Consider the following 15,457-nt stretch of genomic DNA (forward strand, 5'->3'; position numbering starts at 1 on the left):
ACTCCTCGGGACCGCTTTGTTCAACTGACGAAAAGCTACGGAAGCCCAGGAGGCAAGTATGGATAAGTTTTGGATCAGTGCTGTACTGCACGCCGGAAGAATCGCTACTCTGCGGCTTGTGGGTTCGGTTCTCGTTAGGGGGTCATGGTCATGATTTCTCGTTACTCTCTGCCGGAGATGGCCGACCTCTGGTCGGACGAGGCACGCTACACCACCTGGTCGCAGGTGGAGCTTCTCGCGACCCGGGCGCAGGCACTGCTGGGCCGGGTCCCCGAGCCGGCCCTGGCCGACATCCAGCGAGCCCGGGTGCCGTCGGTGGCGCGGGTGGCCGAGCATGAGCGCCAGCGGGACCACGAGATTCTCGCCTTCCTCGCGGCCTTCTGCGAGGACATCCCCGCGGACTCAGCCCGTTGGGTCCACCTCGGCATGACCAGTTACGACCTGGTGGACACCGCGCTGGGGGTTACCCTCGCCCGCGCCTGCGACGTGCTGCTTGCGGCGGTGGTGCGGCTGCGCGGCGTGCTGGTGGATCAGGCGCTCGGGCACTGGGGGACGGTCTGCATCGGCCGTACCCACGGCATGCACGCCGAGCCCACCACGCTCGGTCACAAGCTCGCGGGCTTCGCCTTCGCGTTGGACCGTTCCGTGCGGCGGCTGCGAGCGGCGCGTACTGAGGTCGCGGTTGGCACGATCTCCGGGTCCGTCGGGACCTATGCGCTCATCGACCCCTTCGTCGAGGAGCATGTCTGCGCCGAGCTCGGCCTCGGGGTAGAGCCCGCGCCATCCCAGGTCGTGGCCCGGGATCGACACGCACAGCTGCTGCACGCCCTGGCCACGTTGGGTGCCTGCGTGGAGCAGGTGGCCACCGAGGTCCGACTGCTCTCGCGCAGCGAGGTCCGCGAGGTGGAGGAGCGCCGCACGGTCGGCTACCAGGGCTCCAGCGCCATGCCGCACAAGCGGAATCCGACCACCAGCGAACGTCTGGTGGGGCTGGCCCGGCTGCTACGCGGGTACGCGGGTACGACGTTGGAGAACGTGGCGCTGTGGCACGAGCGGGATCTGTCCCACTCCTCCGTGGAGCGGGTGGTCCTACCCGACGCGATGATCGTTGCCCACTACCAGGCGAGTCGCGCTGCGGATCTGGTGGCGGGGATGGAGGTCTTCCCGGACCGAATGCGGGCCACGGTTGATCAGAACGGCGGTGTGGTCTACAGCTCCGCGGTCCTGGCCGATCTGCTGGCGGGCGGCACCGAGCGGGAACGCGCCTACCGGTCGGTGCAGGCCGCCGCGAACGGCGCCGTCGCCGGCACCGGAGATTTCGCTACCCTGCTGAGGGCCGAGGGCATCGATGTCGCGCCGCTGCGCCCGGAGCTATTCCTGGTCCACCACGATGTCATTCGCAAGCGATTGGAAAACCTCCGTGACCTGGCACATTGAACGCGAAGACGGCGTCGACCTCGACCTGGGTGCGGTCCTGGCGTTGTATCGATCGTCGGGGCTCGGTGCGCGGCGGCCGATCGCGGAGGCCGGCCGGCTGGCCGCGATGGTGCGAAACGCAAACCTGGTTCTGACCTGTCGGGCCGGGGGCAAGCTGGTGGGAATCGCGCGGAGCATTTCCGACTTCGCTTACGTGACGTACCTCTCCGATATCGCCGTGGACCGGGCGTATCAACGGTCCGGCATCGGCCGGGCCCTTATTGCGGCGACCCAGCAGGAGGCGCCGCAGGCGAAGATCGTCCTGCTGTCGGCGCCGGGCGCAGCCGACTACTACCCACACATCGGCTTCACCCGGCACAACTCGGCCTGGGTGCGTAACCCGTAGCGGGCACCGGTGACCAGCGACGAGCGGCGGTGGACCGCCCTCCGGCCCCTCCCGTCGGTGTCCGCTGTCCGGGTGTGTGCAGCGCCTAGCGGGCGTCTGCCGGCACCTCGGCCTCGCGGCTGACGAGCATCGCGTAGTGACCCCCCAGCTCCAGTAGCTCGGTGTGGGTACCGCGTTCGACGATGGTGCCGGCATCCAGCACGATGATTTCGTCCGCGTCGCGGATCGTCGACAGCCGGTGCGCGATCGTGATCGTGGTACGACCGGTGCTGGCTGCATCAATGGCCCGAGTGACGGCCTCTTCGGTCTGGTTGTCCAGAGAACTGGTCGCCTCGTCGAGCACCAGGATCGGCGGGTCGCGCAGGACCGTCCGGGCGATCGCCAGCCGCTGCCGCTCCCCGCCGGAGAACCGGAACCCCCGCTCACCCACCACGGTGTGGTAGCCGTTCGGCAGCGACAGCAGGTGGTCGTGGATATGTGCGATCTTCGCGGCCGCCACCAACTCGTCGTCGGTCGCGTCGGGCCGGGCGAACCGCAGATTCTCGGCGACCGAGGTGTGGAACAGGTAGGTCTCCTGGAAGACCATTCCAACCGTGGCCGCCAGCGCCTCCGCCGGCAGTTCCCGCACGTCGGTACCGTCGATTGTCACCCGTCCCGACGTCGGGTCGTACAGCCGTGGGATCAGGTAGCCGAGAGTGGTCTTGCCGGACCCGGTCTCGCCGACGATCGCCAGGCGGTGGCCGGCGGGGATCGTCACGTCGACGTCGCTGAGCGTGGGCCGCTCCGCGTCGGGGTAGGTGAAGCTGACCTGTCGGAGCCGGAGTTCTCCACGCGGCTTCGCGAAGGGGGTGGGAGCCGCCGGCTTGTCGAGGTCGACGGGCAGGTCGAGGTATTCGAATATCCGGGCGAACAGGACGAGTGAGGTCTGCACCTCCACGGCGACCTCCACCAGGGAGACCGCCGGCCGCAGCAGAGTCTGCTGCAAGGTCGTGAAGGCGACCAGGGTGCCGATGGAGATCGCCGCCTGACCGCCGCTACCGTTCAGTCCCGCCACCCAGTACGTCGCCGCCGGCATCGACGCCAACACGATCCAGGTCGTCGCCTGGGTCCAGCGGCCCGCCATGTGTGAGCGGATCTCCAGGTCGGACAGGAGCCGCGACTCTGCGGTGAAGATATCGGTCAGCGAGCGGGAGCGGCCCATCGTCCGGGCCAACAGCACACCGCTGACGGAGAGTGATTCCTGCACAATCACGGAGATCGCCGCAGCCTGGCGTTGCCGCTCGCGGGTGATGCGGCGGCGCTGGTTGCCAACCCGTCGCCCGACCCAGACGAAGAACGGCACCATTACCAGTGACACGATGGTGAGGCGCCAATCCAACACCAGCATCCCAATGACCGTGGCCACGACCACGGTTACGTCGGAGACCAGCGTCGTCGCGGTGGTGGTCACGGTGGCCTGCATGTCGCCGATGTCGTTGGTGATGCGCGACTGCACCTCGCCGGAGCGGGTCCGGCTGAAGAAGGCCAGTGGCATCCGCTGCAGGCGCCCGTAGACGGCGGCGCGCAGATCGTGCATCACCTGCTCGCCGACCTTCGTGGAGAGGTAGGTCTGCCAGACGACGACCGAGCTGTTCGCGACGGCCGCGAGGAGCATGCCAGCTGCGAGGACGGTGAGTAGGCCCGTCCGGCCCTCCGGTAGGGCCACATCCAGGATCTCTCGGATCAAGAACGGGTTGACCAGGAAGAACAGGGAGGAGAGGCCGACCAGGCCGGCGACGAGTACCAGGCTCCATCCGTACGGGCGGAACAGCCGGAGGATGCGCCGTACCGGCACATCAGGGGCAGCGGTGGTCACCCAGCCTCCTCAACCGGCCGGTGTCGGCGCGGCGTGTCGTCGGGTCGTCCTGGCCAGTGGCCGCCGGGCGTCGGCAGATCACCGGGGCGCCGGTGTGCCGCGCCGGTCAGGGCTGGCCGCCACCGCGGGCGACGTAGACATCCCCACCCTCGACCCGTACTCGATAGGTACCGATCGGTCGGGTAGCTGGGGGGTTGGTCGGCTCGCCGGTCCCCAGATCGAAGCAGGAGCCGTGCAGCCAGCACTCGATTGTGCCGTCGTACACCTCGCCCTCGGCGAGCGAAACCTCCGCATGGGAACACCGGTCGTCGATCGCGTACACCCGTCCCCCGCTACGGACCACGGCCACCGCCCGGCCCTCGACCTTTACCCCGACCGCGCCTTCGGCCGGGAGCGCCGTCACCGGGCACACCTTGACGAAATCCATCGACCACTCCTCTCGACCACGTTGCACTTCGCCCCGGATGCCGGATCGCGGGTTACGGGGCTCGTCCGCCGGACGGGAGCCGACCCCGCCACCTTGCGCGTCGGGCCTCAGGCCGGGGCCGAGCGGGAGTCGAAGCCCGCTGGAGCCTCCGGCTCCCGCCGGTGACCTGGGAGAATGGATCAGGAATCAAGAAGCGTCGGGGTCGGGCGGCCGTTAGCGTAGCGCTATGAACATCACCATCCACTCGAGCTTTCTGCCGCACGAGAATGCGGACGCCTCGATCACCTTCTACCGGGAAGTCCTGGGCTTCGAGATTCGAAACGATGTCGGCTACGACGGGATGCGGTGGGTCACGGTGGGCCCGGTCGGCCAGCCGCAGACCTCGATCGTGCTCCAACCACCGGCGGCCGACCCCGGGATCACCGACGAGGAGCGGCGCACGATCGAGGAGATGATGGCGAAGGGCACGTACGCCGGGGTTCTCCTCGCCGCCCCCAACCTCGACGAGGTGTTCGAGCGGGTGCAGGCCAGCGGAGCCGAGGTGGTGCAGGAGCCGATCGATCAGGACTACGGGGTCCGGGACTGCGCCTTCCGTGACCCGGCCGGCAACCTGATCCGGATCCAGCAGGCGGGTTGAGCTCCGCGCGGAAGCGTCATCTCCCCCGTGGATCGCAAGCCCACCGATGCCAAGGAGGCCATCACCATCATGCTGTTGCCTGACACGATCATGCTCGGTGCAACCGACGCGCAAGCCGCACGCGCCTTTTACCAGTCCGTGTTCTCGCCAACCGCCGTAAGTCAGCAGGACGAGCGGGTGGAGTTGGATCTGCACGGTGTGGCCCGGCTCGCCGTGTGCCCGGTTGCGGAGCTGGCGGCGCAGGCGCACGCGGAGCCCGCAGCACCGAACTATCGCGGTTACGTCCTCAGCTATGTCGTCAGTCAGCCCGACGAGGTGCGGAGCATCCTGGACGCCGCCGCCCGGCAGGGCGCGAGCGTTCTCAAGCCTGCGAAGAAGGCCATGTTCGCCGGCTTCTCCGGCGCCTTCCAGGCTCCGGACGGTGCGGTATGGAAGCTGACCTCGGCGAAGGCGAAGGCGACCGGGCCGGCCGAGGAGACACCGGTGCCGGATGAGGTCGGTGTCCTCCTCGGCGTCGCTGCAACGAAGTCCGCCAAGTCTTTCTATGCGTCCCTGGGCATGGTGGTCGATCGGGACTACGGCAGCAAGTACATCGACTTCCAGCCCACGCCGACCGGTTGCCGGCTGGGCCTCATGGACGGAAAGGTGCTGGCGAAGGATGTCGGAACGAAGGAGGACCGCGCCGACTTCCGGGCGGCGGCCTTCGAACGGATGGTGCCCGCGCCGGACGAGGTCGACTCCCTACTGTCGGCAGTGACCGCTGCTGGCGGCCGGGTCGTCGCCCCGGCTGCGAAATCCGGGTCGGGAGTCTACGCCGGCTTCTTCACCGATCCGGATGGCTTTCTGTGGAAGGTGACCGCCGGGTAGTGGGCGGGACCCCGACGCGCCAACCACCGCGGAGCCAGGTCCGCCGGCCCGAGGTGGCGCCGGCGGACCTGTGGAGCATCCTGGTCAGCCGGCTTCCGGAACTGGTGGCGGGTTCGCGTCACAGGTGGCGTCAACGCCGGTCGTGGCGCTTGGGCGGGTCCCGTCTCGCAGGTAGGCGGTGACGTGGCTGTTGAGGCACCCGTTGGCGTTGGCGGTCAGGGACGCGCCGTGGAAGACGCCACCGCGCTCCAGGACCAGCCGGGAGTTCGGGAACCGCCGGTGCACCTCGTGGGCGCCGGCCACCGGGGTGAGCGCGTCGTACTCCGCCTGGATCAGCAAGATGTTCGCATTTCGGTCGCCGACCTTCGCCGGCCGGCGGGCGGGCACCGGCCAGAACGCGCACGGAGCGTTGTACCATGCGCTGTTCCAGGTCATGAAGCGGTCTCCCTGGTGGTACTGGCGATTCAGGTCGGTGTGCCAGCGGTTCCAGCGCCGGGGCCAGTAGCCGTCGATGCACTGCACGGCGCGGTACGTGGCGTGGGTGTTCTGCGCCGGGAAGCCCGGCTCGCCGCCGAAGTTCTGCCGCGGCCCGGCCGGGTCACCCCGCAGCACCCAGTCGGCCAGCACCTGTGCGTGGTACGTCCAGACGTAGGTGCGGTATACGTTCACCGCGAAGATGTCGTTGTATTCAGCCGGGCCGATCTGGCCGTCGATCGGTGCCGCCCGGACTGCGGCCATGCCCTGGTAGTAGTTCGCCTCGACCTCCGCGGCCGTGTCGCCCAGGTGGTAGTACGAGTCGTGCTCGGCGATCCAACTGAAGAAGATCTGAGCCCGCCGCTCGAAGGCCGCATTCGTCCGGGACAGCGAGGCGTATCCGACGGTGCTTGGCTGCACCACACTGTCCAGTACCATTCGGCGCACCCGGTTCGGGAACAGGGAGGCGTAGACCGAGCCGAGGTAGGTGCCGTAGGAGTAGCCCAGATAGTTGATTTTCTCCTGGCCGAGCGCGGCCCGGATGAGATCCATGTCCCGCGCGGAGTCGGTGGTCCGGAAGTGCCGGAGGGTGTCGCCGTACTTCTCGCCACAGCTCTCGGCGTATGTGCGGGCCCGTTTCGTCCACACCCGTTCCTCGGCCGGGTTGCCCGGAACGTAGTCGGGCCGTGCTTCGCCCGGATACAGGTAGGTGGGGTCGCAGGTGATCGACGGCTCGCTCGCTCCGACGCCGCGGGGATCGAAGCCGATCCAGTCGTAGGTCGAACCCACCTCGGTCGGCAGCCCGCTCCAGCCCTTCGCGAATCGGGTGGGTAGGTCGCGTCCGATGGTGCCGGGCCACTGACCCCGGTTCAGCAGGACAACGCCCTGGTACTCGGACTCCGGCGCGGTGTGCTTGGCTCGGGTGAGGGCTAGGGTGATCTTCTGGCCCCTCGGTCGGGAGTGGTCAAGCGGCACTGCGAGGGAGCCGCACTCCAGCCCGACCAGGTAGTCCTCCATTATCGGGTCGTCTTCTGGGCAGGGGGACCAGGAGATTGGGCTGGTTGGCCGGGCGGTGCTGCCGGCCGTCGGTGTCGCCCCGACCGGGGCGACGGCGATGACCTGTGCCGTGAGGCCCAGTACGACTGCGGTCGCACCGGCGAAAAGTCTCTTCACTATTCCCCCAGATTGCTCGTGGGCTTTGGACCCAACAGCGGTGAGGCGGCTGAACCCTACCGGGTCAGGTTCGCAATTGTCGAACTTTTGACGGCAGGTGGTAATGCGGACGGTGCTCCGTGTTGACATGGAGTAAAGGGGGCAGTTAATGCTGTAACGGCACCTATGTAAGTGCCTTTACTCGTCAGTCGGATCATTCGGATTGTTGATATCTCGCCGAGCGGCAACCAGTGTCTCCATTGTCCGGACGATGTCGGCTGGGGTCGGAAGTGCGGCCAGCTCGGCGGCGAGGGCCTGCGCCTGCCGGGCGTACCGGGGGTCGGCGAGTAGCTCTCGGCTGCGAGCGGCCAGCACGTCCGCCAGTTCGTGGTCGGCCTGGTGGGGGGCGGGGATCGTCACTGCGGCGCCGAAGGTGGACAGAGCGTCGGCGATCGCCCTGGTGTGGGTGTTCGGGGGAGTGATCACCTGCGGCACCCCGGCGGTGATGACAGCCATCGTGGTGGTGGCGCCGCCGTGGTGGATGGCCAGGTCACAGGTGGGTGCGACGGTGTCCAACGGGATCCAACCGATCCGGATGCCGTCCGTCGTCGGGCCGAACTCCTCGGCGACCCGAGTGGGTGCCGCGATCACCACCTCGGCGTCTACGGCGGTGAGCTGCTTCGCCAGCCGTCGCAGTGAGCGGCCGGCGAGCATACGATGGTGCGTTCCGGAGGTGATCAACACCCGGGGGCGGCCTTGTGGGCGGGTGTATGCCCACCGCTGGAGGCGGCGCTGGGGGTTCGTGGCCACGTAGCGCATGGGGTGCGCGTCGGTGGCAGAAGACGACCGTAGCGACGGCGGGCTGACATCAACCAACAGGTCGGGCTCGGGCAGCCCGGCCAGACCCCGGCGGCTCAGCTCTGGCGCGAGCTCCTCCGCCGCCACCGGGTCGATCTCCGCCATCGGAATTCGCAGATACTCGATGTGACGCACGAAGGGGATCTCCCGTGCCGCGGCGAGCAGTCCCGCCGCGTAGCTCATCGAGCTACCGACGATGGCGTCCGGCGTCCAGTCCTGCGCCAGCACACTGAGGCGTGCCAGCGTGGCGGCGGCCATCCTGCCCAGTCCGCGGCCGGTCACCACCACCTCGTGCGGTGAGTCGACGGTGGCGAGGAAGCGCCGGATCGACTCCGACGTGATCGACACCCCGGGTAGGCCGACCGTCTCCACCGCGTCGATGAGCGGCTCGTTCGTGGCCACCAGTACCTCGTGCCCCGCGTTGCGTACCGCATGGGCCAGGGCGGCGATCGCGTACACGGTGACGTGGCTGCCAGTGGTGAGGAAGAGGAATCTCATCGCTGGGCGTTGGTCTTCGTTGCGGTGCTGCCAGCCTCGGGGCGGCATTCGGTGACGAACTGGCCCGACGGACTGTGACCGGATGCCGTGACGGCGAGGCCGGCGCGGGCGGCGAGGTCCCGGAACTCATCCAGGGTCCGGGGCTTTCCGCCGGTCTGCACCATCATCAGTAGCCCGGCCGAGGCGGCCGCTCGCCCCGGGGAGACCCCGCCGATCACGACCACGCGGCCGCGCGGTGCCGCGGCCTCGGCGCAGCGGGTGAGCAGCGCGACAGCCTGCTCGTCGGGCCAGTCCAAGAGCAGGCGTTTGAGCAGGTAGACGTCGGCTCCGGCGGGAAGCGGGTCGAAGAAGCTCTGCCCCTGGACGGTGGCCCGGTCGGCAACCCCCGCGGCCGCGAAGACCTCGGTGGACCGGGCGACTGTTCGGGGCAGGTCAACCAGGGTGCCGCGGACCGTCGGCCGGGCCCGCAGGATTTCGGCGAGCGTCTCGCCGGTCCCACCGCCCACGTCAACGACGTGGCGGACCTGAGACCAGGTGTCGTCGAGGAGGACAGCCGGGTCCGATGCCTCGCCGGCCCGCCGCCCCATGTTCGCGTCGTAGCTGGCCGCGAGGTCGGAGTCGGCATCGAGGTCGGCCCAGTAAGAGCGACCGAAGACAGTCTGGTAGCCGGGCTCTCCGGTCCGCACCGTCGCCAGCAGTCCGTTCCAGGCGGCGGCGCTGCGGCCACCGTGACCGTCCAGAGCCAGGCCGTGCAGCGGGCCGGACCTCAGCAGGGAACGGGCCGCCTCGTTTAGGGCGAACTCACCCTCGACCGGCTCCTCGAAGACGCCCCTGCCGACCAGGTGGCGCAGGACCCGAGCCAGGCAGTCCCGGTCACACTCTATGTGGCGCGCGAGTTCCCCGATCTCGGTGACTCCCGCCGCCAACTGCTCGGCCACGCCCAGGGTTACCACCACGCGTAGGCTCCACGGTGTCGCCAGGTCACTGAGTGAGTCGACATTTACCTTTTCTGGCACTGCGTCGTCCCTCCACTGTTGGGATGGCCCGCGGTGGCCCGCTTCGAGGCCATTATCGGCCTTCTGTTGCCTGTTCGAGAGTGTGTTCAAGCCCGTTTTTGGAGCACCCGAAAAACTGTTCATCTGTCGACGACAGTCAGTTGAACGTGGGCACACCACAACTGTGGAGTTGTGGTGTGCCGGACCGGATGTCAGACTCCGTCGAGATCGAGTACGTCCACACGTCGAGCGCAGAAGAGCGTTTTCGACTACCTTCCCCGGGCGAAAGACGGTCGAGATGACAGGTGTATACCGAGCGAGCCGACAGTGGGAACGCATCACTCGGCACTGGGTCACCGAGGAGGCGGCGGTCGATCTCACGCACTTCAAGTCGGAGCGGCCGAACCACAAGATGTCGTTGTGGGACCCTGAGGTGAACGGCGTGCGCTATCTCAAGACGCTGGTACACAATCTGGCGACCACCCTTGAACCGGACGACTGGGCGCGGTTACGTCGGACGGCCCGGCGTGAGGTGGGTGATCCGGTTGCGGTGCGGTGGCACGGAATGCAGGTCTGCCTGGACTACCTACAGGCCACGCTCGAGGTCGGGTTCATCGAGCGGAGCGTCGACCTGCGGGGCTCCCGGGTGCTCGAGATCGGAGCCGGCTACGGACGGACCTGTCACACCCTGCTGTCGAACCACGACATCGCCGCGTACTGCATCGTGGATCTGCGCAGCACCATGCGATTCAGTCGTCGCTATCTGCGTGTGGTCCTGGACGACGTTCAGTTCGCGAAGCTCCGTTTCGTCCCGGTGGAGGCCGGGGACGTGGGACTGGCGCTCAGCGAAAGCGACTTCGACCTCGGTATCAACATCAACTCGTTCGCCGAAATGACCCCAGAGACCGTACGCTGCTATCTCGATTTGATCGACCGGCGGTGCGCGGCCCTGTATGTGAAGAACCCCGTTGGCAAGTACCAGGACCGGAGCCTGGACGGGCACGTGGAGGGCGACGAGGCCCGATGGCGGGCGATGGAGACCGGTCTACTGCGTCAGGTCCTGGATATCCACGATGACCAGGCGGTGCGGGCCGCCGTGCCCGGGTTCCTTGCGGCCTACCGGCCCGGACCCGACTGGCGCGATGTCGTTGATGCGTGGGCTGTGCCGTGGAGCTTCTACTGGCAGGCCGTCTACCGCAGAAAGCGATCGGACAGCAGTGGCTGACCGGCCGGACCGGCGATGAAGCCAGCGGGGCGCGACAACCTGCGAACACCAGAGATCGGAGGAGTGGTGGACCGGGAGTCTGCGATGGGCGGTAACCCACCCCTGGTGAGCGTACTAGGGGCGGCTGGCTACCTGGGGTCGGTCGTCACCGCCCGGCTGGCACAGCTTCCGATCCGACTGCGGGCCGCGTCGCGTCGCCGGAGCCCGATGCCGGAGCAGGTGGTCGCCGAGGTGGAGGTCTGCACCGGGGACCTCACCGAACCGGAATGCCTGGCCGATGCCGTCGCGGGCGCCGACATCATCCTTCACCTGGGTAAACACAGCGGTGGGTGGCGTGCGGCCGACACTCCGGAGGGAGAGCGGGTGAACGTGGGCATCGTGCGTGACCTCACCGAGATTCTTGGCCGGCGCCGGCCCGCCCGGCCCGCTCCGTTGGTGGTGTTCGCCGCGACCACCCTGCAGGTGGGACAGCCCCCGAAGCAGCCGATGAACGGCAGCGAGCCGGACCGGCCGGAGACCGCCTACGGCCGGCAGAAGCTGACCGCCGAACGGTTGCTGAAGGCCGCGAGCGCGGCGTCGGTACTGCGTGGGATCAGCCTGCGGCTGCCGACCGTGTTCGGGCAGAGCCCGCTGTCCCGGGTGGCTGATCAGGGCGTCGTGGTCACGATGGCCCGTCGGGCCCTCGCCGGTCAGCCACTGACGATGTGGCATGACGGGACCGTTCGGCGGGACCTGGTGTATGTCGAGGACGCCGCGGACGCCTTCCTGGCCGCCATGCGCTGCCCGGATGCGCTGACCGGTCGACACTGGCTGGTGGGCTCCGGCCGCCCGGACACGCTGGGCGCGGTCTTCCGTACGGTGGCGAGGTCGGTGGCGGCGCAGACCGGCGAGCCGGCCGTACCGGTGATCTCGGTGCCGGCGCCGGACCACGCCCCCGTGATCGATTTTCAGAGTATGCAGATCGACCCGACGCCCTTTCAGCGGGTCTCGGGATGGTGCGCGCGCACGGAGTTGGCGGAGGCGGTGCACCGCACCGTGGCGGCCCTGCTCGACGGGCGCGGCCGGTTCTAGGGAGATCAGGTGAAGGTCGAGAAGCTCGCGGTCCAGGGTGCGTTCGTGTTTACCCCCGAGGTCTTCTCGGACCGCCGTGGACTGTTCGTGTCACCGTTCCAGCGAGCTCCGTTCGCCGCGGCGAACGGTAGCCCGCTCCTGCCCGTCGCGCAGACCAACCACAGCGTGTCCCGGCGGGGTGTGGTCCGCGGAGTCCACTACACCAGCGCTCCGCCGGGTACGGCGAAGTACGTCCACTGTGCTGCCGGTGCGGCGATCGACATCGTCGTTGACGTCCGCGTCGGTTCACCGACCTTCGGCGTCTGGGATGCGGTGCAGATGAATTCGCGGGAGTTCCGGGCGGTGTACTTTCCAGTCGGGGTCGGGCACGCCTTCGTGTCGCTCGCCGATGACACCATCATGTCCTACCTGCTCACCGGGGCGTACGTCCCGGAGCACGAGCGGGTGGTCTCCGCCTTCGACCCAGCTCTGGGGCTGCCGATCCCCGCGGACCTGGAAGCGATCATCTCCGACCGGGACCGGGTCGGTCCGAGTCTGGCCGAGACCGCCGAGGCCGGTCTGCTCCCCGACTACCAGCAGTGCCAGGCGCTGGAGCAACAGCTGTATCGGATGTCCCACTGACCGCCACCGGGCCGGCTGCCGGCCGGCTCCAGTAGAGGGAGGCACCGAATGCCGGCTCTCATCCGACTGGGTGTCCTGGGGTGTGCCAGCATCGCGCTCCGCCGGTTTCTGCCGGCGCTGAACGAGGCGACCGGAATCGAGCTGAGGGCGGTCGCGAGCCGCGACGCCGCCCGGGCCCGCACCGTCGCCGAGCAGTTCGGCTGCCAGGCTGCCAACGGATACGACGAACTGCTGGAGCGGGCCGACATTGACGCGGTGTACATCCCACTGCCCACCGGGCTGCACGCGTACTGGGTGAGCCGGGCCCTGGCGGCCGGCAAGCACGTGCTCTCCGAAAAGCCGCTCACCGGCGACCACCGCACCGCCCGCAAGCTGGTGAACCAGGCGGAGCAGGCGGGACTCTGGCTGCTGGAGAACTACATGTTTCTCCACCACCGTCAGCACGAGGTGGTCCGTGACCTTGTCGCCGGTGGCCGGATCGGCGCGACCCGGCTCTTCACGGCGAGCTTCGGGATTCCGCCACTCGCCCCGACGAACTGGCGCTACGACCGCGAGTTCGGTGGCGGCGCGCTGCTCGATGTCGGCGTCTATCCGCTGCGCGCCGCCACCTACTTCCTCGGCCCGGAGCTCGACGTCATCGGATCGGTGCTGCGGACGAGTCCGGTCCGGGGCGTCGACCTGGCCGGCCACGTCTTGCTGGCTACCCCGTCGGGCGTGACGGCCGAACTCTCCTTCGGCTTCGAGCACGCGTACCGATCCTGCTATTCGCTCTGGGGCGAACGGGCGCGACTCACCCTCGACCGGGCTTTCACTCCACCGGCCACCCGGCAGCCGGTGATCCGGATCGAGGCTGACGGCCATGCCGAGGAGGTGCTGCTCCCCGCAGATCATCAGTTCCGCAACATCGCGGAGTTCTTCGCCCGGTCTCTGCTCGACGGTGCGGACTACAGCCCACAGGCGAGAGCGATCAACCAGCAGGCGGAACTGATCGACAAGGTACGGTCGCGCGCCGTGTCCGTCCCCGCGCCGCACCGGGACGGCGGAGCGGACTGAGCGGCTGACGTGCCGTGCCCCGGTGCACCCCGCGGGACCGGTCCCGCCACGCTATCTTGGTGGTGGGGCGGTGCTGCCGCGGGCGGCCATGAACTCCGCGACCATCGCCACGAACGCCTTCTTGTCGGTATCCGGAAGAAAGAAGTACGGCGCGATGACCTCGGAGAGCCCGGGCCGTACGAAGGTCATCGGCTGGTCGCGCCGGTGGAGCGGCTCGATGACGCAGACATCCTCGGGGCGGGTGTCGCGGTAGGCCATGTCGGTGGCGACCGTGTACCACTGCTGTTCCTTCGTGATCAGACCGTGCGCCCGGGCGACGGTCTGCTCCTTGAGGCAGCGGGGAGCATGACTGGCGGCGGTGACCTGCAGCACCCGGTGGACGCCGTGTGCAGCGAAGATGCCAGCCGCGGTCGCAAGTTCGGAGACCGTATTGCCGGCCTGCGGCATGATGATGATGTCCTGCACCGTCTGGCGGAAGGCAGCCCGTTGCGGGCCGGACAGCCGGGCCAGGAGCGGGCGCAGCCGGGGGAAGTCATCGAGGCGGGCGAGGTTCGCCAGGAAGAACCGCTTCGTGTACTCGCCCTCGCTGACGCCGTCGCGCTGGGAGCAGCCGCTGCCCATGACGATGCAGCTGAGCTCGTGATCATGGCTTAGGGTCAGGACCTCCCGGGCCAGCGTGGCCGCGTCGCCCAACCTGTCGTCCCGGGGGCGACCGAGGACCAGGTCCTCCCACGCCTCCGTCTCGAGGTGACGACTGTGCAGGAGCACGCCCACCTTCGTGGTCAACACGGAACTCCTCCGGGGTGGGCAGGCTGGTGCGGCTTTCAGGATAGCCAGCGTGGATCCCTCACCGGGGCTGGCTATCGGCTGGCGGCCAACTGCTCGACCGTATGAACGACCTCGGCGGGTGTCGGAAGTCCGGCGATCTCGGCGGCCAGGAACCGTGCGCGTTCGGTGTACTCGGGGTTGGAGAGGATTCGCCGGCAACCCGCCGTGATCGCCTCGACCGCCGCCTGGTCCCCATCCGGGGGCACCGGGTCGGCGGTCAGGCCCGCACCGAAGTCGGTGAGGGCCTTGGCGACGGACCGGGAGTAGTCGTTGTCGGGGACGACCAGATGCGGTGCGCCGGCGTTCAGCACCGTCATCGTGGTGGCCGCGCCGCCATGGTGCACCGCCAGATCACAGGTGGGGGCGACGACATCCAACGGGACCCAGCCGACGCGGACATCGTGGAACTGTGCGCCGAACTCCGCGGCGGCCCGCTCCGGTGCGGCGATCACCACCTCGGTACCAGCCGCGATGAGCTGGTCCACCAGGTGCCGGATGACGCTGCTGCGCGAATGCAGGAAGAGGTTGCGCGTGCCTGCGGTGACCAGCACCCGGGGGCGGTCGGCGGGCCGGATGTACATCCATGGCTGCAGGCGACGCTGCCGGTTCTTCGGGATCCAGCGCATCGGCCGTGCGCCGGGGGTGGGCGATGGCCGTAGGCCCGGCGGGCAGACGTCGATGAACAGGTCGGCCGCCGGCGGCCCGCTCAGCCCAAGCCGCTCCAGGTCGGGCGCGATTCCTGGCTCTGGTCGCAGCGGCGCGATGTCCCAGTAGTGGCGCACGTACAGTGCCCGGGTCTCCACGGCGACGAGACCGGGGACGGAGGAGAGGCCACCGACAACCACATCGGGCGGCCACTGTCCAGCCAACTCCAGCAGGGCCCGCAGCCGGGCCGCGGGCTTTCCCGGATGGGGTGTGGGGACCGCCGGCAACCCGATCGCCGCCGCGGTCTCCAGCAGCGGTTCGTCGGCGGTCAGCAGGATCTCGTGGCCGGCGTTGCGGGCCGCGGTCGCCAGTGGGGCGATACAGAACACGGTGGACTGGCTGCCCCCGACGGTGAACATGAATCTCATC

Annotated in this window: 15 protein-coding genes; 8 read left to right on the plus strand and 7 right to left on the minus strand. The window is 68.6% G+C overall.

Annotated features, from left to right (window positions below; all coding sequences use genetic code 11):
- Positions 1 to 150 precede the first annotated feature (150 nt).
- Entirely contained in the window at positions 151 to 1,437 is a 1,287-nt protein-coding gene (purB, locus tag K228_RS0105975; RefSeq protein ID WP_080671546.1) for an adenylosuccinate lyase, read from the plus strand.
- Positions 1,421 to 1,822 (plus strand): GNAT family N-acetyltransferase, encoded by a 402-nt coding sequence (locus K228_RS0105980; RefSeq protein WP_025617601.1) that lies wholly within the window; start codon positions 1,421 to 1,423, stop codon positions 1,820 to 1,822. The genes purB and K228_RS0105980 overlap by 17 nt, the downstream gene beginning before the upstream one ends.
- Positions 1,823 to 1,907: 85 nt before the next feature.
- Here the strand turns inward: K228_RS0105980 and K228_RS0105985 are convergent, their stop codons facing one another.
- Both K228_RS0105985 and K228_RS0105990 read right to left on the minus strand, forming a co-directional pair.
- Positions 1,908 to 3,677, minus strand: coding sequence for an ABC transporter ATP-binding protein (locus tag K228_RS0105985; RefSeq protein ID WP_025617602.1), 1,770 nt, complete (start codon positions 3,675 to 3,677; stop codon positions 1,908 to 1,910).
- 106 nt (positions 3,678 to 3,783) lie between these two features.
- Positions 3,784 to 4,104 carry a non-heme iron oxygenase ferredoxin subunit gene (locus K228_RS0105990; RefSeq protein WP_025617603.1) on the minus strand — a complete coding sequence of 107 codons (321 nt, stop codon included), beginning with the start codon at positions 4,102 to 4,104 and terminating at the stop codon, positions 3,784 to 3,786.
- A gap of 226 nt (positions 4,105 to 4,330) precedes the next feature.
- Between K228_RS0105990 and K228_RS0105995 the strand changes: the two genes are divergently transcribed.
- Both K228_RS0105995 and K228_RS0106000 read left to right on the plus strand, forming a co-directional pair.
- Positions 4,331 to 4,741, plus strand: a complete 411-nt coding sequence (locus tag K228_RS0105995; protein WP_025617604.1) for a VOC family protein — start codon at positions 4,331 to 4,333, stop codon at positions 4,739 to 4,741.
- A 69-nt stretch (positions 4,742 to 4,810) separates the two neighbouring features.
- Positions 4,811 to 5,608 (plus strand): VOC family protein, encoded by a 798-nt coding sequence (locus K228_RS0106000; RefSeq protein WP_025617605.1) that lies wholly within the window; start codon positions 4,811 to 4,813, stop codon positions 5,606 to 5,608.
- An 84-nt stretch (positions 5,609 to 5,692) separates the two neighbouring features.
- Here the strand turns inward: K228_RS0106000 and K228_RS0106005 are convergent, their stop codons facing one another.
- The 3 genes from K228_RS0106005 to K228_RS0106015 all read right to left on the minus strand — a co-directional run bounded on the left by K228_RS0106005 (position 5,693) and on the right by K228_RS0106015 (position 9,606).
- Positions 5,693 to 7,255 (minus strand): alpha/beta hydrolase, encoded by a 1,563-nt coding sequence (locus tag K228_RS0106005; RefSeq protein WP_025617606.1) that lies wholly within the window; start codon positions 7,253 to 7,255, stop codon positions 5,693 to 5,695.
- A 177-nt stretch (positions 7,256 to 7,432) separates the two neighbouring features.
- Complete coding sequence (locus K228_RS0106010) at positions 7,433 to 8,590, minus strand: glycosyltransferase (RefSeq protein ID WP_025617607.1); 1,158 nt, start codon at positions 8,588 to 8,590, stop codon at positions 7,433 to 7,435.
- A complete protein-coding gene (locus K228_RS0106015; RefSeq protein ID WP_029723381.1) occupies positions 8,587 to 9,606 on the minus strand; it encodes a methyltransferase in 1,020 nt (339 codons plus the stop codon). The genes K228_RS0106010 and K228_RS0106015 overlap by 4 nt, the downstream gene beginning before the upstream one ends.
- Positions 9,607 to 9,883: 277 nt before the next feature.
- Here K228_RS0106015 and K228_RS0106020 point away from each other — a divergent pair, with 277 nt between their 5' ends.
- The 4 genes from K228_RS0106020 (at position 9,884) to K228_RS0106035 (ending at position 13,555) form a co-directional block, all read left to right on the plus strand.
- Positions 9,884 to 10,810 (plus strand): putative sugar O-methyltransferase, encoded by a 927-nt coding sequence (locus K228_RS0106020; protein ID WP_025617609.1) that lies wholly within the window; start codon positions 9,884 to 9,886, stop codon positions 10,808 to 10,810.
- Between the two features lie 84 nt (positions 10,811 to 10,894).
- Positions 10,895 to 11,881: an NAD-dependent epimerase/dehydratase family protein gene (locus K228_RS0106025; RefSeq protein WP_029723382.1), complete on the plus strand. Its 987-nt coding sequence runs from the start codon at positions 10,895 to 10,897 to the stop codon at positions 11,879 to 11,881.
- 9 nt (positions 11,882 to 11,890) lie between these two features.
- Positions 11,891 to 12,502 (plus strand): dTDP-4-dehydrorhamnose 3,5-epimerase family protein, encoded by a 612-nt coding sequence (locus tag K228_RS0106030; protein ID WP_025617611.1) that lies wholly within the window; start codon positions 11,891 to 11,893, stop codon positions 12,500 to 12,502.
- Between the two features lie 48 nt (positions 12,503 to 12,550).
- Positions 12,551 to 13,555 (plus strand): Gfo/Idh/MocA family protein, encoded by a 1,005-nt coding sequence (locus K228_RS0106035; protein ID WP_025617612.1) that lies wholly within the window; start codon positions 12,551 to 12,553, stop codon positions 13,553 to 13,555.
- Between the two features lie 51 nt (positions 13,556 to 13,606).
- On the opposite strand, the gene K228_RS0106040 is transcribed toward K228_RS0106035, so the two are convergent.
- Both K228_RS0106040 and K228_RS0106045 read right to left on the minus strand, forming a co-directional pair.
- On the minus strand, positions 13,607 to 14,341 hold the full coding sequence (locus K228_RS0106040; protein ID WP_025617613.1) for a YdcF family protein: 735 nt from the start codon (positions 14,339 to 14,341) through the stop codon (positions 13,607 to 13,609).
- Positions 14,342 to 14,415: 74 nt separating this feature from the next.
- Complete coding sequence (locus tag K228_RS0106045; RefSeq protein WP_025617614.1) at positions 14,416 to 15,447, minus strand: glycosyltransferase; 1,032 nt, start codon at positions 15,445 to 15,447, stop codon at positions 14,416 to 14,418.
- Positions 15,448 to 15,457 lie beyond the last annotated feature (10 nt).

The organism is Salinispora cortesiana (assembly GCF_000484695.1).
In the GTDB taxonomy this organism is placed as follows: domain Bacteria; phylum Actinomycetota; class Actinomycetes; order Mycobacteriales; family Micromonosporaceae; genus Micromonospora; species Micromonospora cortesiana.